Raw genomic sequence first — 19,719 nt, forward strand, 5'->3', positions numbered from 1 at the left:
GACTGTGCCCGGGTGCCCCTCCCGCGCCGTGGTGGGGTCGCGGGAGCCGCGGGGACGGGGCGGACGGGGCGGGGCGGGGGTGGGCGGGCGCCCGGTCCGGGGCCGCTGCCGTGAGCGGGACGACGGCGACCGGGCGGTCACGGTCCGCGCCCGACGGATGACGTGGCGTGCCGGTGGGGCGGGGCGTACCTCGCCCGGGTCCGGTCCCCCGCCGGGGAGCCGTGCCGGGTCAACCGGCGGTCGGGGTCTGACCGTTCACGGCGTCCTCGGCGATGCGCTCGTGGTGGCGGATCACCTCGGCGATGATGAAGTTCAGCAGCTTCTCGGCGAACGCGGGGTCCAGTTTGGCGCTCTCCGCGAGCGCGCGCAGCCGGGCGATCTGCCGGGCCTCGCGCGCGGGGTCGGCGGGCGGCAGCTGGTGCACGGCCTTGAGACGGCCGACCTGCTGGGTGCACTTGAACCGCTCGGCGAGCATGTGGACGACAGCCGCGTCGATGTTGTCGATGCTGTCGCGCAGCCGGGCGAGCTCTTCGCGGACGGCGGGGTCGACGTCACCGGTACCGGTGTTGCTGGTGGTCATGAGGGTCCACCCTACGGGGCCGGGCCCCGACCGATCAGCCGCCGATCACCTTGTGGAACGACACGTCCGCGTGGCCGCCGGGCACGCCCGGGGTGCGCCCGGTTTCCCGGAAGCCGAGCTTCCGGTAGAACTCGGGAGCCTGGAAGGTGTACGTCGAGACGACCATGTGCGTGCAGCCTCGCCGCACGCCCTCCTCCTCGGCGGCCCGCATCAGCCGGCTCCCCCAGCCCGCTCCCCGCAGGTCCTCGCGCACCCACAGCAGACGGACGGCGCACAGCTCGCCCCACGTGTGCCCGGTGAGCCCGCCGGCCGGTTTCCCGGTGGCGTCGTCGAGCCGGACGCTGAACTCCCGCGGGGTGCCGGCCCCGGTGGCCGCGCCGTTGAACACGGTGAGCGCGTCGTCCAGAAGCTCTTCGAGGGCGTCGTCCCGGCCTCCGGTGCGCAGGGTCGGCGCGGCGGGGGCCGCGGGGGTCGCGGGCGCTTCGGGGGCCGCGTGGGCTTCGGGGTGCTGCTGTTCGGCGGTCACCGCCCGGATTCTGCCAGGGGGCGGAACGGGGACCGAGCGGTTCGCGACAGCGCTCGGCGCGGTCGGGGCTTCCCGCGCGGCGGGCCTCCGCACGGTGAGGGCTTCCCACTCGATGAGGGCTCCCGCGCGGTGGCGGCTTCCGGGCGCAGGACGGCGTACGGCGGAGCCGCACCCTCAAGGCGGCTCCGCCGTACGTCGTCTCACGCCGGGTGGATCACAGCGCCGACGCGGCCTTGGCTATGTCCTTGGCGAAGGTGCTGACCTCGGTGTAGACACCGGGCACGCCGGTGCGGGCGCAGCCGTCACCCCAGCTGACGATGCCGACTTGGATCCACTTGCCCGCGTCGTCCTTGCGGAACATGGGACCGCCCGAGTCGCCCTGGCAGGTGTCGATGCCGCCGGAGGTGTATCCGGCGCACAGTTCCTCCTTCGGCACCAGCCGGTTGCCGTAGTGCCACTTGCACGCGCGGTCGCTGACGAACGGGACGGACGCCTTCTGGAGCTTGGTGGTGCCGGTGCCGGCGCCCTCGCGCGTGTCCCCCCAGCCCGCGATCGTGAAGGTGCCGCGGTTGTAGCGCGTGGTGGTGGCGATCTTCAGGGTGGGCTTGTCGATCGGCTTGGCGAGCTTGATCAGCGCCCAGTCCTTGCCCGTGCCGTCGTAGCCGGGCGCCACCTTGACCTTGGTCGACTTGACCTTGATCGCGGCGGAGGAGTTCAGGTCGGCGACACCGGCGGTGACGGTGATCCGGTTGTTGTTGCCGGAGCCGTCCATGCAGTGCGCCGCGGTCAGGACGATGTCCTTCTTGTAGAGCGCCCCGCCGCAGCCCATGGAGAGGTGGACCATGAAGGGGAACTCGTTCTGCGCGGCGGGCTTTCCGCCGATGACGCGCGCGTCGGCGGCGTACGCGGCACTGACCGGCTGGAGGCTGGCGACCGCGAGCGCGACGGCACCGGCCGCGGCGGCCTTCTTCGCCAGCGCCAGGCCGCCTCTCTTGGCGGCGGTGGTCGAGGTAGGGGTCAACGTAAGTCCTTTCATGGGGCGTTGGGCGGCTCGCAGTATGTGATCAGTCGGCGTGCATGACAAGGACGGATCTCACGCGGTCCGGAGGGAACCCGTCGGGCGAAAATCCGCTCCCCTGCTCGTAGAGTGGAAACCGGGTTCGGGACGTCCTGGGGAGTCGGCGTGGCGAACGGCGGACCGGTCGAGCACGGCTACCCGCACCTGGAGACGGTGCGGGCCGCGATCACCGCGCTGTACCGGCGGTTGTCGTACGACACCGTGCGGACCTTCGCGACGAGCGTGCTCCCGGCCGACGTGGCCTTCGCCGACACCGACGACCTCCATCTCGGCGCCCAGCGGGTGGCCCGCGAGCTGGTGCGGCACTACCGGCTGCCGGACGCCCGGCTGATCGTCGGCTTCCGGGCGATGACGCAGGCGGCGAACGTGGAACTCGCCGCCGGGCCCGAGTACTTCGTGGAGCTGAACGACCGTTTCCGCACCCACCGCCGGGACATCGGCGCGGCCCTCGCGCACGAGGTGACGCACGTGTACCTGCACCGCCTCGGCCTGTCCTTCCCCGGCACCCGCGACAACGAGATCCTGACCGACACGACGACGGCCTACCTCGGCGCCGGCTGGCTGCTGCTGGACGCCTACCGGGAGGACGGCGTGTCCAGCCAGAAACTCGGCTATCTGACACCCGAGGAGTTCGGTTACGTCCTCGCCAAGCGCGCCCTGCTCTTCGGTGAGGACCCGTCGGTGTGGTTCACCAGCCCGCAGGCGTACACGGCGTACGGCAAGGGCATGGCCCTGGCCCGCCGGGACGGGCAGCAGCCGCCGCTGACCGCGGCCGGCTGGGCGGGCCGCCGCCGCTACGCCCGCGACCGGCGGCACGCCCAGGACCGGCACACCGCCGTCGGCGCGCCGGACGTGCCCTACGCGTTCACGCCCGGCGCCGAGGGGCCGCTGCGGGTGTCGTTCCCCTGCCCGACCTGCCACCAGCGGATCAGAGTGCCGGTGCGGGGGCGGGTGCGGGCGCGGTGTGCGCTGTGCCGGACGGTGCTGGAGTGCGACACGTAGGACCGGCCCGGCCGGGCGCGGCCACCGCCGCGTGCCCTCAGGCCCGTACGATCCCCCGCTCCCGGGCCGCCGCCAGCCACTGCGGGAACTCGCCCACGAGACGGTCGTACAGCTCGGCGTCGGACACCGCGCGCGGGTCCTCGCCCGCGTGGAAGAACCCGGCGTTGTCCACGACCCGCTTCTCCGGCACCGGCAGGTCGTCCAGTTTGCGCAGGAACTCGAACTGCCGGCTGCCGGGGTCGCCGAAGCCGATGAACTGCCAGAACAGCGGCAGCCGGGAGGCCTTGCAGAGGAACCGCTCGGCGGCGAGCTTGTCGACGGGGCCGCCGTCGGTCTGGAAGACGACGAAGGCGGGGTCGGTGGCACCGCTGTCGAGGTAGTGGTCGATGACGGCGTCCATGGCCAGGTGGTAGCTGGTCTTGCCCATGTGCCCGAGCCCGGCCACGATCCGCTCGACGCGGCCCTGGTGGCCGGCGAGTTCCAGCTCGGTGACGGCGTCGACGTCCGTGGAGAAGAACACCACCGGCACCCGGCCGTCGTCGTCGAGGTGCGCGGACAGCCCGAGCACCCGGTCGGCGAGCGCCTGCACACTGCCGTCCTTGTAGTACGGCCGCATGGAGCCGGAGTAGTCGACGACGAGGTAAACGGCGGCCCGCTGCCCGTCCAGGCCGTGCTTGGCGAGCGACACCCCGGCGCTCTTGTAGAGGTTCACGAGCGCGGGCGCGGTCCGGCTCACCTTGTCGAGACTGATCGCGGCCATGTGGACTCCCCCTCGGTCACCGGCTTTCCGGCAGCCGAGCGTACGGCACCCCGGCGGCCGCCACCGCCCCTTCCGGCCCCGCCTGCCCGCCCCCACCGCACCGTTCGTTATTTTGTTCGCCGCCGTCCCCAACCGGCTCACCGTCCGTCATCAGCCTCCCGAGGAGCCGGCGTGGAACCCGAGTCCCCCGTCCCGACCTGCTACCGCCACCCCACGGTGGAGTGTTACGTCCGCTGTGTGCGCTGCGACCGCCACATCTGCCCGGACTGCATGCGCGAGGCCGCCGTCGGCCACCAGTGCCCGGAGTGCGTCAAGGAGGGCGCCCGCTCGGTGCGGCAGGCCCGCACGGTCGTCGGCGGCCGGGTCTCCGGCACGCCCGTGGTGACGTACGTGCTGGTCGCGCTGAACGTGCTCGCCTACGTGCTCCAGCTGGCGCTGCCCGCGTTCGAGGACCGGTTCGAGATGGTCGGCGCCCGGCTCGTGGGGCCGGACGGCGGCTACTACCACCACGTGGGCGCGTACATCGGGCCCTTCCACGCCGAAGGTGTCGTCGCCGGGGAGTGGGACCGGCTGATCACCAGCGGGTTCCTGCATCTGCTGCCCACCGAGGGCACGTTCGGCATCGCGCACATCGTGATGAACATGCTCGCGCTGTGGCACCTGGGCCGGATCCTGGAGACCCAGCTCGGCCGGGTGCGGTACGTCGCCCTGTACCTGCTGTCGGTCCTCGGCGGTTCGGTCGCCGAACTGCTCCTCGCCGAGCCGTACGCCGTGTTCGTCGGCGCCTCCGGCGGCCTGTTCGGTCTGGGCGCCGCCTACTACGTCATGGCGCGCCGGTTCGGCGGCGACATGGACACCGTCAACCGCGACACGGTCATGCTGCTCGTGTGGCTGCTGATCTCGGCGGGCCTCACCTCCTGGCAGGGCCACCTCGGCGGCCTGCTGGCGGGCGCCGCCGTCACCGCGGCCTACGCCTTCGTGCCCCGCGGCCCGCGCCGGTCCCTGATCCAGGCCGCCGCCTGCGCGGGGCTGCTGGCGCTGCTCCTGCTGCTGACGTACGCCAGGCTCGCCCAGCTGACCGGCTGAGCCCGCCCGGCGGCGCCGGGACATGCGGCGGCGCCTGCCCAATCGTCCGGTCGGGGACTGGGGGCAGGCGCCGTCTGTGTTCCGTACGCCGTTGTACGGGACGTGTGTGCGGCCCTCGCGGGCCGTGTGTCAGACCGTCAGGGCACGGTCCGTCGGGCGGATCGGGGCCGGCAGGTCGCTGGCACCCGTCAGGAACCGGTCCACGCCGCGGGCGGCGGAGCGGCCCTCGGCGATCGCCCACACGATGAGCGACTGACCGCGGCCCGCGTCACCGGCGACGAAGACACCCGGGACGTTGGTCTGGAAGTCGGCGTCGCGGGCGATGTTGCCGCGCTCGTCGAGCTCCAGGCCGAACTGCTCCACCAGACCGTTCTCACGGTCCGTGCCGGTGAAGCCCATGGCCAGCGTCACCAGCTGGGCGGGGATCTTGCGCTCCGTGCCCGGCTTCTGGGTCAGCTTGCCGTCGGTGAACTCCACCTCGACCAGGTGCAGCCACTGTACGTTGCCGTCCTCGTCGCCCTCGAAGTGGGTGGTCGACACGGAGTAGACCCGCTCGCCGCCCTCCTCGTGCGCGGAGGTGACCTTGTACAGCATCGGGAAGGTCGGCCACGGCTGGGAGACCGGGTTCCGCTCCTCGCCCGGGCGGGGCATGATCTCCAGCTGCGTCACCGAGGCCGCGCCCTGGCGGTGGGCGGTGCCGACGCAGTCCGCGCCGGTGTCGCCGCCGCCGATGACCACGACGTGCTTGCCCTCGGCCGTGATCGGGGGCGCCACGAAGTCGCCCTCCTGCACCTTGTTGGCCAGCGGCAGGTACTCCATGGCCTGGTGGATGCCCTTGAGCTCGCGGCCCGGCACCGGCAGGTCGCGCGCGGTGGTGGCGCCGACGGCCAGGACCACCGCGTCGTAGCGCTTCTTCAGGTCGGTCGCCTTGAGGTCGCGGCCGATCTCGATGCCGGTGCGGAAGCGGGTGCCCTCCGCGCGCATCTGCTCGATACGGCGGTTGATGTGCCGCTTCTCCATCTTGAACTCGGGGATGCCGTACCGCAGGAGGCCTCCGATGCGGTCCGCGCGCTCGTAGACGGCGACCGTGTGACCGGCGCGGGTCAGCTGCTGGGCGGCGGCCAGGCCCGCGGGGCCGGAGCCGACGACCGCGACGGTCTTGCCCGACAGGCGCTCGGGGATCTGCGGGGCGACGTCCCCGGTCTCCCACGCCTTGTCGATGATCGAGACCTCGACGTTCTTGATGGTGACCGGCGGCTGGTTGATGCCCAGCACACACGCCGACTCACACGGAGCCGGGCACAGCCGGCCGGTGAACTCCGGGAAGTTGTTCGTCGCGTGCAGCCGCTCCGAGGCCGCCTGCCAGTCCTCGCGGTAGGCGTAGTCGTTCCACTCGGGGATCAGGTTCCCCAGCGGACAGCCGTTGTGGCAGAACGGGATGCCGCAGTCCATGCACCGGCTGGCCTGCTTGCTGATGATCGGCAGCAGCGAGCCGGGGACGTAGACCTCGTTCCAGTCCCTGACGCGCTCCTCGACCGGGCGGGACTTGGCGACCTCGCGGCCGTGGTTCAGAAAGCCCTTCGGGTCAGCCATTGATCGCCGCCTCCATCATCTTCTCGGTGATCTCGGACTCAGAGAGACCGGCTCGCTCGGCGGCGTCCTTGGCGGCGAGCACTGCCTTGTACGTGCGGGGGATGATCTTGCTGAAGCGCTCGGCGGCGGCGTCCCAGTCCGCGAGCAGCTTCTCGGCGACGGTGGAGCCCGTCTCCTCGTGGTGGCGGCGCACCACGTCGTGCAGCCACTGCCTGTCGGCCTCGTCCAGCGCCTCGACGGAGTCCAGGTTGCCGGCGTTGACGTTGTCGCGGTCCAGGTCGATGACGTAGGCGACACCGCCGGACATGCCGGCCGCGAAGTTGCGGCCCGTCTCGCCGAGGACCACCGCGTGGCCGCCGGTCATGTACTCGCAGCCGTGGTCGCCCACGCCCTCGGAGACGACCAGCGCGCCGGAGTTGCGGACGCAGAAGCGCTCGCCGACCTTGCCGCGCAGGAACATCTCACCGCTGGTCGCGCCGTAGCCGATGGTGTTGCCGGCGATGACGCTGTACTCGGCGAGGTGGTCGGCGCCGCGGTCCGGGCGGACGACGATCCGGCCGCCCGAGAGGCCCTTGCCGACGTAGTCGTTGGCGTCGCCCTCCAGGCGCAGCGTGACGCCGCGCGGGACGAAGGCGCCGAAGGACTGGCCGGCGGAACCGGTGAAGGTGATGTCGATGGTGTCGTCGGGGAGCCCTGCGCCGCCGAACTTCTTCGTCACCTCGTGGCCGAGCATGGTGCCGACCGTGCGGTTGATGTTGCGGATGGCGACCTGGGCGCGCACCGGCTGGGCCTCGGTGGCGTCGTTCGCGCCCAGCGCGTCGGCCGCGAGCTTGATCAGCTCGTTGTCGAGCGCCTTCTCCAGGCCGTGGTCCTGGGCGACCAGGGCGTGGCGGACCGCGCCCTCGGGCAGCTCGGGCACGTGGAACAGCGGCTCCAGGTTCAGGCCCTGTGCCTTCCAGTGGTCGACCGCGCGGGTGACGTCGAGGACCTCGGCGTGGCCGACGGCCTCCTCGATGGAGCGGAAGCCCAGCTCGGCGAGGAGCTCGCGGACCTCCTGCGCGATGTACTGGAAGAAGTTGACGACGTACTCGGCCTTGCCGGTGAACCGGTCGCGCAGGACCGGGTTCTGGGTGGCGATGCCGACCGGGCAGGTGTCGAGGTGGCAGACGCGCATCATGACGCAGCCGGAGACGACGAGCGGCGCGGTCGCGAAACCGAACTCCTCGGCGCCGAGCAGCGCGGCGATGACGACGTCACGGCCGGTCTTCAGCTGGCCGTCGGTCTGCACGACGATCCGGTCGCGCAGCCCGTTGAGCAGCAGCGTCTGCTGGGTCTCGGCCAGGCCCAGCTCCCAGGGGCCGCCCGCGTGCTTGAGCGAGGTGAGCGGGGAGGCGCCGGTGCCGCCGTCGTGGCCGGAGATGAGCACGACGTCCGCGTGCGCCTTGGACACACCCGCCGCGACCGTGCCGACGCCGACCTCGGAGACCAGCTTGACGTGGATCCGCGCCTGCGGGTTCGCGTTCTTCAGGTCGTGGATCAGCTGGGCCAGGTCCTCGATGGAGTAGATGTCGTGGTGCGGCGGCGGGGAGATCAGGCCGACGCCCGGCGTGGAGTGACGGGTCTTCGCCACCCACGGGTAGACCTTGTGGCCGGGCAGCTGGCCGCCCTCGCCGGGCTTGGCGCCCTGGGCCATCTTGATCTGGATGTCGTCGGCGTTGACGAGGTACTCGCTCGTCACACCGAAGCGGCCGGAGGCCACCTGCTTGATGCTGGACCGGCGCGCCGGGTCGTACAGGCGCTCCGGGTCCTCGCCGCCCTCACCGGTGTTGGACTTGCCGCCCAGCTGGTTCATGGCGATGGCGAGGGTCTCGTGCGCCTCCTTGGAGATGGAGCCGTACGACATGGCGCCGGTCGAGAACCGCTTGACGATCTCGGAGACCGGCTCGACCTCGTCGATCGGGATCGGCTGCCGGTCCGACTTGAAGCCGAACAGGCCGCGCAGCGTCATCAGCCGCTCGGACTGCTCGTTCACGCGCTCGGTGTACTTCTTGAAGATGTCGTAGCGGCCGGTGCGCGTGGAGTGCTGGAGGCGGAAGACCGTCTCCGGGTCGAACAGGTGCGGCTCGCCCTCGCGGCGCCACTGGTACTCGCCGCCGATCTCCAGCGCGCGGTGCGCGGGAGCGATGCCGGAGGCCGGGTAGGCCTTGGCGTGGCGGGCGGCGACCTCCTGGGCGATGACGTCGATGCCGACGCCGCCGATCTTGGTGGCGGTGCCGTTGAAGTACTTCTCGACGAAGGCCTCGTCGAGGCCGACGGCCTCGAAGACCTGCGCGCCGCGGTAGGAGGCGACGGTCGAGATGCCCATCTTGGACATGACCTTCAGGACGCCCTTGCCGAGCGCCTTGATCAGGTTCTTGATGGCCTGCTCGGGCTCCAGGCCGTTGATGAAGGTGCCCGCGCGCAGCAGGTCCTCGACCGACTCCATGGCCAGGTAGGGGTTGACCGCGGCGGCGCCGTAGCCGATGAGCAGGGCGACGTGGTGGACCTCGCGGACGTCGCCGGCCTCGACCAGCAGGCCCACCTGGGTGCGCTGCTTGGTGCGGATGAGGTGGTGGTGGACGGCCGCGGTGAGCAGCAGCGACGGGATCGGCGCGTGCTCGGCGTCGGAGTGGCGGTCCGACAGGACGATCAGGCGGGCGCCGTTCTCGATCGCGGCGTCGGCCTCGGCGCAGATCTCCTCGATCCGCGCGGCCAGCGCCTCGCCGCCGCCGTGCACCCGGTACAGGCCGGACAGGGTCGCGGCCTTGAAGCCGGGCATGTCGCCGTCGGCGTTGATGTGGATGAGCTTGGCCAGCTCGTCGTTGTCGATCACCGGGAAGGGCAGCACGACGGAGCGGCAGGAGGCCGCGGTCGGCTCCAGCAGGTTGCCCTGCGGGCCCAGCGAGGAGCGCAGCGAGGTGACCAGTTCCTCGCGGATGGCGTCCAACGGCGGGTTGGTGACCTGCGCGAACAGCTGGGTGAAGTAGTCGAAGAGCAGCCGGGGGCGCTCGGAGAGGGCGGCGATCGGCGAGTCGGTGCCCATCGAGCCGATCGGCTCGGCGCCGGTCTTGGCCATGGGGGCCAGGATGACGCGCAGCTCCTCCTCGGTGTAGCCGAAGGTCTGCTGGCGGCGGGTGACCGAGGCGTGGGTGTGCACGATGTGCTCGCGCTCGGGCAGGTCGCTCAGCTCGATCTCGCCGGCCTCCAGCCACTCGGCGTACGGCTTCTCCGCCGCGAGCTGCGCCTTGATCTCGTCGTCCTCGATGATGCGGTGCTCGGCGGTGTCGACGAGGAACATCTTGCCGGGCTGCAGGCGGCCCTTGCGCACGACCTTGGCGGGGTCGATGTCGAGGACGCCGACCTCGGAGCCGAGGACGACGAGGCCGTCGTCGGTGACCCAGTAGCGGCCGGGGCGCAGGCCGTTGCGGTCGAGCACGGCGCCGACCTGGGTGCCGTCGGTGAAACAGACACAGGCGGGGCCGTCCCAGGGCTCCATCATCGTGGAGTGGTACTGGTAGAAGGCGCGCCGGGCCGGGTCCATGGAGTCGTGGTTCTCCCACGCCTCCGGGATCATCATCAGCACGGAGTGCGGCAGCGAACGGCCGCCGAGGTGCAGGAGTTCGAGGACCTCGTCGAAGGACGCCGAGTCGGAGGCGTCCGGGGTGCACACCGGGAAGATGCGCTCCAGCTCGCGCTCGCCGAACAGGTCGGAGACCAGCTGGGACTCGCGGGCGACCATCCAGTTGCGGTTGCCCTTGACGGTGTTGATCTCGCCGTTGTGCGCGACGAAGCGGTAGGGGTGGGCGAGCGGCCACGACGGGAAGGTGTTCGTGGAGAACCGGGAGTGCACGAGCGCGATCGCGGAGGCGAAGCGGCGGTCGGACAGGTCCGGGAAGAACGGCTCCAGCTGCCCGGTGGTCAGCATGCCCTTGTAGACGATGGTCCGCGCGGACAGCGACGGGAAGTAGACGCCCGCCTCGCGCTCGGCGCGCTTGCGCAGCACGAACGCCTTGCGGTCGAGGTCGATGCCCTTCGCGCGGCCGTCGGCGACGAAGAGCTGGCGGAAGACCGGCATGGTCGAGCGGGCGGTCGCGCCGAGCAGGTCGGGGGCGACCGGGACCTCGCGCCAGCCGAGGACCGTCAGGCCCTCCTCACCGGCGATCGTCTCGATGCGCGAGACGGCGTCGGTGGTGCCGTCCTCCGGCAGGAAGGCGATGCCGACGGCGTAGGCACCGGCCTCGGGCAGCTGGAATCCGGCCACCTCGCGGAAGAAGGCGTCCGGGACCTGGGAGAGGATGCCCGCACCGTCGCCGGAGTCCGGCTCGGAGCCGGTGGCACCGCGGTGTTCGAGGTTGCGCAGGACGGTGAGGGCCTGCTCGACCAGGGTGTGGGACGCCTCGCCGGTGAGGGTGGCGACGAAGCCGACGCCGCAGGCGTCGTGCTCGTTGCGGGGGTCGTACATACCCTGCGCAGCAGGGCGAGCATCCATGAAGGACCAGTTCTGGCCATTCGCGGAGTGCTGGGACGGCTGGCGCGGCGTACGCATCGGCTCTCCCGTCGTCGTCATGTGGCTGGTGGTACCTCCCAGGCCCGTAAGGCGCTGGGGAAGCTGCCGAGGGACGACGTTGGCCCTCTGCGAGATCTGCGATGAGATCAAAATTTCGTGCAGGTTACATGATGGAGCGGTTCTCGGGAACCGGATACTCCGTTCCAGCATGCGGACGCCGCGGTTGCGGCGGGTGCCGCGTCGGCGGCGGAAGCAAAGGGGACCGATGCGGACAGATCGATGTCCGGCGGTCCGGGGCGGAGGGAGCAGCGTCGCTCACCCCGCGGGCGCGCCGCAGGCCTCATTGCCCACAGCGCTTACGGCTCATGCCCACTGGTCATGCGGCCGAAACCAGCGAGTAACGGCTAGTTATGCGGCGCAACGCATACGTTCCAGCCGCGTCATCCTACGGCCACACCGAACGCCATGCCCAGGGCGTACGTCACACCGGCCGCGGCACCGCCCAGGGCAAGCTGGCGCACACCGCTGAACCACCAGCTCCGCGCGGTCACCCTCGCCACCACCGCACCGCACAGGAAGAGCCCGAGCAGCGCCAGCAGCACCGCCGGCCACAGGGCGCTCGCCCCCAGCAGGTACGGCAGGACGGGCAGCAGGGCGCCCAGCGCGAACGAGCCGAAGCTCGACACCGCGGCGACCAGCGGCGACGGCAGGTCGGCGGGGTCGATGCCCAGCTCCTCGCGGGCGTGGATCTCCAGCGCCTGCTCGGGGTCGCGGGACAGCTGCCGCGCCACGTCGCGCGCGAGGCCGGGGTCGACGCCCCGCGACACGTACAGCGCGGCCAGCTCCGCCTCCTCGTCCTGGGGGTGGCGGCGCAGCTCGCGGCGCTCCACGTCCAGCTCGGCCTCGACCAGCTCGCGCTGGGAGGCCACGGAGGTGTACTCGCCGGCGGCCATCGAGAACGCGCCGGCGGCGAGCCCCGCGAGTCCGCTCAGCACGACCGCGTGCTGGCTGGCGCTGCCGCCCGCGACACCGGTCATCAGGGCGAGGTTGGAGACCAGGCCGTCCATCGCGCCGAAGACGGCGGGGCGCAGCCAGCCGCCGTTCACGTCGCGGTGGGTGTGGTTGTCGCGGTGCGCCTCGTGCAGCGCCGCCTCGGTCTCGATGATGGCCATCACGGTCCCCCAGACATGCTTCTTTGGACTGCTTCTATTTTTTGACAACACCCAGACTACGTCGCCGCATTCCTTCCCGCCAGCAAGGAAAGGCTGGGCTAACCTGCGGTTTTATCGCTCTGCGCTCGTCCGGGCGCGATCATGCTCATATGTCGACCGGGTGATGCTGAGACGCCTGAGGCTGCGCGGCGCACCCCGCCGGGGGACAGTTCCGCAAAGGGCTCCGCGCCGTCCCACGGCGCCCCCCGAGAGGAGAGGCCTGCATGGCACCGACCGCCTGCATTCCCTCGGCCCCGGCACCCGGCGACGCCGCCGGCCTGCGCGAACGGGCCCGCGGCGCGCTGCTCGGTCTGGCCGTCGGGGACGCGCTGGGAGCCCCCGCCGAGAACATGAAACCGTCCGAGATCCGCGCCCGCTGGGGCCGGATCACCGGTTACGTCACCGACACCCCGGCCGGCACCGACGACACCGAGTACGCGATCTTCTCGGGCCTGCTCCTGGCCCGGCACGGCTCCGCGCTCACCCCGGCGCACGTGGAGGCCGCCTGGCACGAGTGGATCGCCGACCGCGCGGAGGGCCCCTTCCGGGGCGCGGGCTTCAGCGAGCGCGGCACCCTGGAGAATTTGCGCCGCGGCCTCGCCGCGCCCATCTCCGCCCAGCACCGGCACGCCTGGAGCGACGGCCTGGCCATGCGCGCGGCCCCGCACGGCGTCTTCGCCGCCGGCCGCCCCGCCGAGGCCGCGCGCCTCGTCGCGATCGACGGCTCGGTCAGCCACGACGGCGAGGGCATCTACGGCGGCCAGGCGGTCGCGGCGGGCGTCGCCGCGGCCATGGCGGGCGCCTCGCCCATCGCGGTCGTCGCCTCCGCCCTCGCCGTCGTCCCCGACGATTCCTGGACGGCCCGCTCCCTGCGCCGCGCGGTGACCGTCGCCCACCGGGGCGAGCGCGCGGTCCGCTCGGCGGTCGTCATCGGCGGCTACCCGTGGACCGACCTCGCCCCCGAGGCGGTCGCCCTCGCCTTCGGCGCGTACGCCGCCGCCGACGGCGACTTCAAGGAGGCGGTGCTGACCGCCGTCAACATGGGCCGCGACGCCGACACCACGGCCGCCGTCGCCGGCGCGCTCGCCGGCGCGACCCAGGGCGCGTCCGCCATCCCCCCGGACTGGGCGTCCGCCATCGGCCCCGCCCGCGGCAGCTGCCTGCCCGCGATGGCCGGCCACCACGTCCTGGCCATCGCGGACCTGCTCACCCCCGCGGCGGCCGCACCGCCCCCACGACACGACGCGAAGGTGACGCCATGACCCCACCGGCGCCCTGGGACACCGCGACAGCACTCAAGACCCCCCTGAACCCCCCGTCCACGGACACCGCCCCCGCCCCACAGGACCAGCCCACCGCCGAGCCCGCCCCGCAGGGGCAACCCACCGCCGAGCCCTCCCCGCAGGAACCACGCGCACCCGAGCCCGGCCCACAGGGCCCACCCGCACCCGGCGACGCCCCCGCTGCCCACCCCACGCCCACCGACGGCCCTCCACCCGCCGACGGCGAGTACGCCCCACCAGAACGACCCGCACCCGACACAACCGACCCCCACTCCCACCCCACCGAGTCGAAGGTCTCCTCCTGGGCCTGGCCGCAGGCGACGCCGCCGGCTGGCCCGCGGCTCGCCACCGCGCCGCCCGCATGCCCGACTGGACCCGCCGCCTCACCCGCGAACTGGACACCTTCGCCGAGCACAACGCCACCACCACCCTCCCCGTCCCCATCGCCCTGAACCAGCCCCCGGAACCCCTCCGCCTCGGCCCCTCCGACGACGCCGAGTGGGCGGTGTTCGCCGCGGAGGCGGTCCTGCGGGCCGGCGACGACACCGTCCTCGGCGATCTCAGCCGGGACCGCCGCATGCGCGCCGCGATCGACCTCACCTGGAACGCCGTCGCGAGCGAGGTCGCCGCCGCGGCCGAGCGCGCCCCCGAGATCGAGTCCGCCGTCCTCCCCCTGCGCGCCCGCATCTCCGTACGCGCCGGCCTCGGCAACCTCGCCGCGGGCCTGCGCCCGCCCGCCTCCGGCCACGACAACCCGCACTACTTCGACGACGCGGCCTGCGTCCGCGCCTGTGTCCTCGCGGTCGCCCACCCCGGCGACCCGAAGGCCGCCGCCGACCTCGCGGAGTTCGACGCCCGCTACACCCAGGACGGCGACGGCGTGCACGGCGCCCGCGCGATGGCCGCCGCGGTGGCGCTCGCGCTGTCCGGCGCGGACGCGCGGGCCTGCGCGACGGCCGCGCTCGCCGAGCTGCCGCGGGAGACGGAGATCGGCCGCAACGCCCGGCACGCCCTGCGCCTCGCGGCGGACGCGGACAGCGCGTTCGCCCTGATCCCCCTCCTGGAGCACCAGATCGTCGACCACGTCTACAGCTACGGCATCGCCGCCGCCGAGACCGTCCCCGTCGCCCTCGCGCTCACCGTCGCCGCGCACGGCCGGATCGCCGAGGCGATCCCCGCGGCGGCCTGCCTGTCCCGGGTCGCCGACTCGGCCCCGGCCCTCGCGGGCGCCCTCAGCGGCGCGCTGGGCGGCGGCGCGGCGCTCCCCGCGGCCTGGCGGGACGCCTGCCGCACCCTCCCCGGCTGCGTCCTGCCCCGCCTCACCGGCACCGACCTGGTGGAACTCGCCGAACTCCTGGAAGCCGCACAACCGGCCCCACCAGGAGGATGATTCGGGGCATGACGCCCACAGAAGAACAAAACCGAGGAGAACCCGCCCGGCGTGCGGAAAGCCGGGAAAGGGAAGGCCGGGCGGAGTCCCTCGCCGAACGGATCACCGGCGCCCTGGTCGGCGCCGCTGTCGGCGACGCCCTCGGCGGCCCCGTGGAGGGCTACTCCCCCGACCAGATCCTCGAACGCCACGGCGGCCGCGTCCACGGCATCGTCGGCCCCTGGAACGGCGACGCCTGGCGCACCGCCCGCCCCATCGCCCCGTACCACAAGGGCGACGGCCACGTCACCGACGACACCCTCATGACGCACGCGCTGGTCCGGGTCTACGAGCGCGTCCGCGACCACCTGGACGCCTACGCGATCGCCGACCATCTGGTCCCCGACCTGATGACCACCCCGCGGTGGATCCCCGAACTGGAGGCGGAGGCCCTGCCGTTGCAGCGGATCTTCCTCGCGGAGAAGTGGCTCGTGGCCCGCCTCCACTACGGCCATGCCGACCCCCGCGAGGCCGGCACCGGAAACATCGTCAACTGCGGGGCGGCGATGTACATGGCCCCGGTCGGCCTGGTCAACGCCGCCCACCCGGCGGGCGCGTACGCCGAGGCGCTGGACGTCGCGGGCGCCCACCAGTCGTCGTACGGCAGGGAGGCGGCCGGGGTCTTCGCGGCGGCGGTGGCCGCGGCGTGCGCCCCCGGCGCGACCCCGGACTCGGTGGTGGCCGCCTGTCTGTCCCTGGCGAAGGACGGCACCCGCGCGGCGATCGAGCGGGTCTGCGAGACCGCCGCCCGCCACCGCGACGTCGAGTCCGCGCTGGTCCCGCTGCGCGAGGCGGTCGCCCCGTACGACACCGTCGGCCCCGACTACCGCTCCCCCTCGCTGGCCGCCCGCCGCCCCTCCCGGCTGCACGCGATCGAGGAACTGCCGGTCGCGCTCGGCATGCTGCTGGTCGCGGGCGGCGACTACCGGCACGCGGTGCTCGGCGCGGTCAACTACGGCCGCGACTGCGACTCGATCGCCACCATGGCCGGCGCGCTGGCCGGCGCCCTCGGCTCGCCGGTGCCCGAGGACTGGGCGAAGACCGTCGCCGAGGCCAGCCGCCTGGACCTGCGCGAACCGGCGCGCGTGCTCACCGAGGTGACCCGGGAGATCTTCGCCCGTGACGTACGGCGCCGCCGCGCCCACGAGGAGGCGTTCGCCGCGCTGGGAGGCACCGGATGCTCCGACTGACCTGGGTCCAGCCCGAGGACCTGCTCGGCCACGAACTGCGCCAGGCCGCCCAGGACGGCCGCGAACCGTCCGCGATCGCGAAGCGGTGGAAGGCGGCCGGCGGCTGCGAGGCCCCCGCCCGGGCCGGTGCCTCCCCCGAGCCGTGCTCGCGCTATCTGCGCCTGCTCGCCGAGGACCTGCTCGACGAACTCGCCGACCTGCCCAGCAGGCTGGCGGACCGGGAACCGACGGACCTGGACCGGATCGTCGCCCTGTGCCCCGACTGGCCGTCCGCCCCGGCCACCCCCGCCGCCCCGCCGGACCTCCTGCCCCGCCTGCACGCCGCCTGGCTCGGCCGGGCCGTCGGCTGCCTGCTCGGCAAACCCGTCGAGAAGCTCCCCCTGGACGGCATCCGCCATCTGGCCCGCGCCACCGGGAACTGGCCGCTCACCACGTACTTCACCGCCCGCGGCCTGCCCGCCGACCTCGCCGCCAGATACCCCTGGAACCGCCGCTCGGCCGCCACCTGCCTCGCCGAGAACATCGACGGCATGCCCGAGGACGACGACCTCGACTACCCCCTGCTGAACCTGCTGCTGCTGCGCCGCCACGGCCGGGACTTCGGCACCGAGGACGTCGCCGCCCTGTGGCTCGACGAACTCCCCGCCGGCCGCACCTTCACCGCCGAACGCGTCGCCTACCGCAACCTGCTGTGCGGCCTCGAACCCCCGCGCACGGCCCGCCACCGCAACCCGTTCCGCGAGTGGATCGGCGCCCTCATCCGCGCCGACGCGCACGGCTGGACCAACCCCGGTGACCCGGCCCGCGCCGCCGCCCAGGCCCACCGCGACGCCACCCTCACCCACACCGCCAACGGCGTCTACGCCGCGATGTTCACCGCCGCCGTCATCGCCCTCGCCGCCACCGGGACGTACGACGTCCACGCGTGCCTGCGCACCGGCCTCACCGTCGTCCCGCCCCGCTCCCGGCTGGCCCGCGCGATCCGGCACGCCATCGAACTGGCCCGCGCGCACGACGACTTCGACACGGTCGTGGACGAACTCCACGCCGCCTACGACGCCGGCCACCACTGGGTGCACGCCGTCCCCAACACCGCCCTGCTCGCCGCCGCCCTCACCCACGCCGACGGCGACTTCTCCGGCTCCATCTGCCGCGCGGTCTCCGGGGGCTGGGACACCGACTCCGTCGGCGCCACGGCCGGCAGCGTCGCCGGCCTGCTCGCCGGCTCGCCCGAGGCGCTGCCCGAGCGCTGGACGGCCCCGCTGAAGAACCGCCTGGCCACCACCCTCTCCGGTTTCGACGGCACCGGCTTCGACACCCTGGCCCAGCTCACCCTCCAGGAGGCGACCCGCCCATGAACCAGGCTCCGCCTCCCCCGCTCACCGGGCTGCGCGTCCTCGACGTCGCCACCCTGTTCGCCGGTCCGCTCGCCGCCACCCTGCTCGGCGACTTCGGCGCGGACGTGATCAAGGTCGAGCACCCGGTGCGGCCCGACCCGTCCCGCGGCCACGGCCCGTCGAAGGACGGCGTGGGCCTGTGGTGGAAGATGCTCGGCCGCAACAAGCGCACGATCACCCTCGACCTGTCCAAGCCCGGCGGCCGCAGCACCCTCCTGCGGCTCGCCGCCGGCGCCGACGTGGTCATCGAGAACTTCCGCCCCGGCACCCTGGAGAAATGGGACCTCGGCTGGCCGGAGCTGTCCGCCGCCAACCCCCGCCTGGTACTGGCCCGCGTCACCGGCTTCGGCCAGTTCGGCCCGTACGCGCACCGCCCCGGCTTCGGCACCCTCGCCGAGGCGATGAGCGGCTTCGCCGCGATCACCGGCGAGCCCGACGCGCCCCCGACGCTGCCGCCGTTCGGCCTCGCCGACTCGATCGCCGGACTGGCCACGGCGTACGCCGTGCTGACCGCGCTCGCCGCCCGCGACCGCACCGGCGAGGGCCAGGTCGTGGACATGGCGCTCATCGAGCCGATCCTGACCGTCCTCGGCCCGCACCCCCTCTGGTACGACCAGCTGGGTCACGTCCAGCCCCGTACCGGCAACCGCTCCCAGAACAACGCCCCGCGCAACACCTACCGCACCGCCGACGGCACCTGGGTCGCCGTCTCCACCTCCGCGAACTCGATCGCCGAACGCGTGATGCGGCTGGTCGGCCGCCCGGACCTGATCGAGCAGCCCTGGTTCGCCACCGGCGCCGACCGCGCCCGGCACAGCGACGTCCTGGACGAGGCGGTCGGCTCCTGGATCGTCCGGCACACCCGCGCCGAGGTCCTGGCGGCTTTCGAGAAGGCGGAGGCCGCGGTCGCTCCCATCCAGGACGTACGGGACGTGATGACCGACCCGCAGTACGCGGCCCTCGGCACCATCACCACCGTCGACGACCTTGAACTCGGGCCGCTGCGCATGCAGAACGTGCTCTTCCGGCTCTCCGCGACCCCCGGCGCGATCCGCTGGGCCGGCCGCCCGCACGGCGCGGACACCGAGACCGTCCTCACCGAGGCGGGCCTGACCCCCGACGAGCTGGCCGCGCTGCGCGCGGAGGGCGCGCTGTGATCCCGCTGACCTGGCTCTACGTCCCCGGCGACCGCCCGGCGACGGTCGCCAGGGCCCTCACCTGCGGCGCCGATGTGGTGATCGTCGACCTGGAGGACGCGGTCGCCCCGGACCGCAAGGAGTACGCCCGCGCGGCCACCGCCGACCTCCTCGCCGCACCCCAGCCGGTCCCGGTGCACGTCCGCGTGAACGCGCTCGGCGGTCCGCTCGCGGCGGCCGACCTGCGGGCGCTGGCCGGTCTGCCCGGGGTGTCCGGACTGCGCCTGCCGAAGGTGACCGCGCCGCGGCAGCTCGTGCGGATCGCCGAGCACACGGCACCCGCCGAGGGCGGCGCCCCCGCCCTGTACGCCCTGCTGGAATCGGCCCTGGCGATCGAGCGCGCCCACGCCATCGCCACCGCCCACCCGGCCCTGCGCGGAATCGCCCTGGGCGAGGCCGACCTCCGGGCCGATCTGGGGATGCGGGGCGACGCGGGCCTCGACTGGCCGCGCTCGCGCGTCGTCGTCGCCGCCCGCGCGGCGGGGCTGCCGCCCCCGGCGCAGTCCGTCCACCCCGACATCCGGGACCTTGACGGCCTGGCCGCCTCCTGCGCCCACGGCCGCGCCCTGGGCTTCCTGGGCCGCGCGGCCCTCCACCCGCGCCAGCTGCCGGTGATCGAACGGGCCTACCTGCCCACCCGGCAGGAGCTGGAGCACGCGGAGGCGGTGGTGAAGGCGGCGGCGCGGGAGGCCGGGGCGCAGGCCCTGGAGGACGGCACCTTCGTGGACGCGGCGGTGGTGGCGGCGGCGCAGCGGATCCTGGCCCTGGGCAACCGCCGCTGACACGGCGAGGGCGCCCGGAAGACCTCCGGGCGCCCTCGCCGTCGTCCGCGTGACCGGCCG

15 protein-coding genes are annotated in these 19,719 nt (G+C 73.3%); 8 read left to right on the top strand and 7 right to left on the bottom strand.

The window, feature by feature from the left end:
• Window positions 1–229: 229 nt before the first annotated feature.
• The 3 genes from G7Z13_RS08745 to G7Z13_RS08755 form a co-directional block, all read right to left on the bottom strand.
• Window positions 230–580: a chorismate mutase gene (locus G7Z13_RS08745; RefSeq protein ID WP_165997540.1), complete on the bottom strand. Its 351-nt coding sequence runs from the start codon at window positions 578–580 to the stop codon at window positions 230–232.
• A gap of 34 nt (window positions 581–614) precedes the next feature.
• A complete protein-coding gene (locus G7Z13_RS08750; RefSeq protein ID WP_165997541.1) occupies window positions 615–1,106 on the bottom strand; it encodes a GNAT family N-acetyltransferase in 492 nt (163 codons plus the stop codon).
• 214 nt (window positions 1,107–1,320) lie between these two features.
• Complete coding sequence (locus G7Z13_RS08755; RefSeq protein ID WP_240926475.1) at window positions 1,321–2,088, bottom strand: serine protease; 768 nt, start codon at window positions 2,086–2,088, stop codon at window positions 1,321–1,323.
• A gap of 201 nt (window positions 2,089–2,289) precedes the next feature.
• Between G7Z13_RS08755 and G7Z13_RS08760 the strand changes: the two genes are divergently transcribed.
• Window positions 2,290–3,186: a hypothetical protein gene (locus G7Z13_RS08760; RefSeq protein WP_165997545.1), complete on the top strand. Its 897-nt coding sequence runs from the start codon at window positions 2,290–2,292 to the stop codon at window positions 3,184–3,186.
• 37 nt (window positions 3,187–3,223) lie between these two features.
• Here G7Z13_RS08760 and G7Z13_RS08765 read toward each other — a convergent pair whose 3' ends face one another.
• The gene (locus G7Z13_RS08765; RefSeq protein ID WP_165997547.1) at window positions 3,224–3,946 is read right to left on the bottom strand and encodes a VWA domain-containing protein; all 723 of its coding nucleotides are present in this window, start codon (window positions 3,944–3,946) and stop codon (window positions 3,224–3,226) included.
• Between the two features lie 171 nt (window positions 3,947–4,117).
• Between G7Z13_RS08765 and G7Z13_RS08770 the strand changes: the two genes are divergently transcribed.
• Window positions 4,118–5,032 (top strand): rhomboid family intramembrane serine protease, encoded by a 915-nt coding sequence (locus G7Z13_RS08770; RefSeq protein ID WP_165997549.1) that lies wholly within the window; start codon window positions 4,118–4,120, stop codon window positions 5,030–5,032.
• A gap of 129 nt (window positions 5,033–5,161) precedes the next feature.
• On the opposite strand, the gene G7Z13_RS08775 is transcribed toward G7Z13_RS08770, so the two are convergent.
• From G7Z13_RS08775 to G7Z13_RS08785, 3 genes are all read right to left on the bottom strand, one after another.
• Window positions 5,162–6,625, bottom strand: a complete 1,464-nt coding sequence (locus G7Z13_RS08775; protein WP_165997551.1) for a glutamate synthase subunit beta — start codon at window positions 6,623–6,625, stop codon at window positions 5,162–5,164.
• Window positions 6,618–11,210 carry a glutamate synthase large subunit gene (gene gltB / locus G7Z13_RS08780; protein WP_206313205.1) on the bottom strand — a complete coding sequence of 1,531 codons (4,593 nt, stop codon included), beginning with the start codon at window positions 11,208–11,210 and terminating at the stop codon, window positions 6,618–6,620. Before gltB ends, G7Z13_RS08775 begins: the two co-directional genes overlap by 8 nt.
• Before the next feature lie 401 nt (window positions 11,211–11,611).
• The gene (locus G7Z13_RS08785) at window positions 11,612–12,343 is read right to left on the bottom strand and encodes a VIT1/CCC1 transporter family protein (protein ID WP_165997553.1); all 732 of its coding nucleotides are present in this window, start codon (window positions 12,341–12,343) and stop codon (window positions 11,612–11,614) included.
• Window positions 12,344–12,606: 263 nt separating this feature from the next.
• On the opposite strand from G7Z13_RS08785, the gene G7Z13_RS08790 reads away from it, so the two are divergent.
• The 6 genes from G7Z13_RS08790 (at window position 12,607) to G7Z13_RS08815 (ending at window position 19,659) form a co-directional block, all read left to right on the top strand.
• Window positions 12,607–13,644 carry an ADP-ribosylglycohydrolase family protein gene (locus G7Z13_RS08790; protein WP_165997555.1) on the top strand — a complete coding sequence of 346 codons (1,038 nt, stop codon included), beginning with the start codon at window positions 12,607–12,609 and terminating at the stop codon, window positions 13,642–13,644.
• 322 nt (window positions 13,645–13,966) lie between these two features.
• Complete coding sequence (locus G7Z13_RS08795; protein ID WP_166004780.1) at window positions 13,967–15,055, top strand: ADP-ribosylglycohydrolase family protein; 1,089 nt, start codon at window positions 13,967–13,969, stop codon at window positions 15,053–15,055.
• Between the two features lie 8 nt (window positions 15,056–15,063).
• Window positions 15,064–16,284 (top strand): ADP-ribosylglycohydrolase family protein, encoded by a 1,221-nt coding sequence (locus G7Z13_RS08800; RefSeq protein ID WP_240926148.1) that lies wholly within the window; start codon window positions 15,064–15,066, stop codon window positions 16,282–16,284.
• Window positions 16,272–17,642 (top strand): ADP-ribosylglycohydrolase family protein, encoded by a 1,371-nt coding sequence (locus G7Z13_RS08805; protein WP_165997557.1) that lies wholly within the window; start codon window positions 16,272–16,274, stop codon window positions 17,640–17,642. The genes G7Z13_RS08800 and G7Z13_RS08805 overlap by 13 nt, the downstream gene beginning before the upstream one ends.
• Window positions 17,639–18,838: a CoA transferase gene (locus G7Z13_RS08810; RefSeq protein ID WP_165997559.1), complete on the top strand. Its 1,200-nt coding sequence runs from the start codon at window positions 17,639–17,641 to the stop codon at window positions 18,836–18,838. The genes G7Z13_RS08805 and G7Z13_RS08810 overlap by 4 nt, the downstream gene beginning before the upstream one ends.
• Window positions 18,835–19,659, top strand: coding sequence for a CoA ester lyase (locus G7Z13_RS08815; RefSeq protein ID WP_165997561.1), 825 nt, complete (start codon window positions 18,835–18,837; stop codon window positions 19,657–19,659). The genes G7Z13_RS08810 and G7Z13_RS08815 overlap by 4 nt, the downstream gene beginning before the upstream one ends.
• The last annotated feature ends 60 nt before the right edge of the window (window positions 19,660–19,719 follow it).

Origin of the sequence: Streptomyces sp. JB150 (assembly GCF_011193355.1) — a bacterium.
In the GTDB taxonomy this organism is placed as follows: domain Bacteria; phylum Actinomycetota; class Actinomycetes; order Streptomycetales; family Streptomycetaceae; genus Streptomyces.

Bases quoted from the DNA above. Each gene is read 5' to 3' on its own strand.
- G7Z13_RS08775 (WP_165997551.1), bottom strand. From the start codon at position 6,625: ATGGCTGACCCGAAGGGCTTTCTGAACCACGGCCGCGAGGTCGCCAAG.
- G7Z13_RS08765 (WP_165997547.1), bottom strand. From the start codon at position 3,946: ATGGCCGCGATCAGTCTCGACAAGGTGAGCCGGACCGCGCCCGCGCTC.
- G7Z13_RS08810 (WP_165997559.1), top strand. From the start codon at position 17,639: ATGAACCAGGCTCCGCCTCCCCCGCTCACCGGGCTGCGCGTCCTCGAC.
- G7Z13_RS08790 (WP_165997555.1), top strand. From the start codon at position 12,607: ATGGCACCGACCGCCTGCATTCCCTCGGCCCCGGCACCCGGCGACGCC.
- G7Z13_RS08800 (WP_240926148.1), top strand. From the start codon at position 15,064: ATGACGCCCACAGAAGAACAAAACCGAGGAGAACCCGCCCGGCGTGCG.
- gltB (WP_206313205.1), bottom strand. From the start codon at position 11,210: ATGCGTACGCCGCGCCAGCCGTCCCAGCACTCCGCGAATGGCCAGAAC.
- G7Z13_RS08805 (WP_165997557.1), top strand. From the start codon at position 16,272: ATGCTCCGACTGACCTGGGTCCAGCCCGAGGACCTGCTCGGCCACGAA.
- G7Z13_RS08745 (WP_165997540.1), bottom strand. From the start codon at position 580: ATGACCACCAGCAACACCGGTACCGGTGACGTCGACCCCGCCGTCCGC.
- G7Z13_RS08785 (WP_165997553.1), bottom strand. From the start codon at position 12,343: ATGGCCATCATCGAGACCGAGGCGGCGCTGCACGAGGCGCACCGCGAC.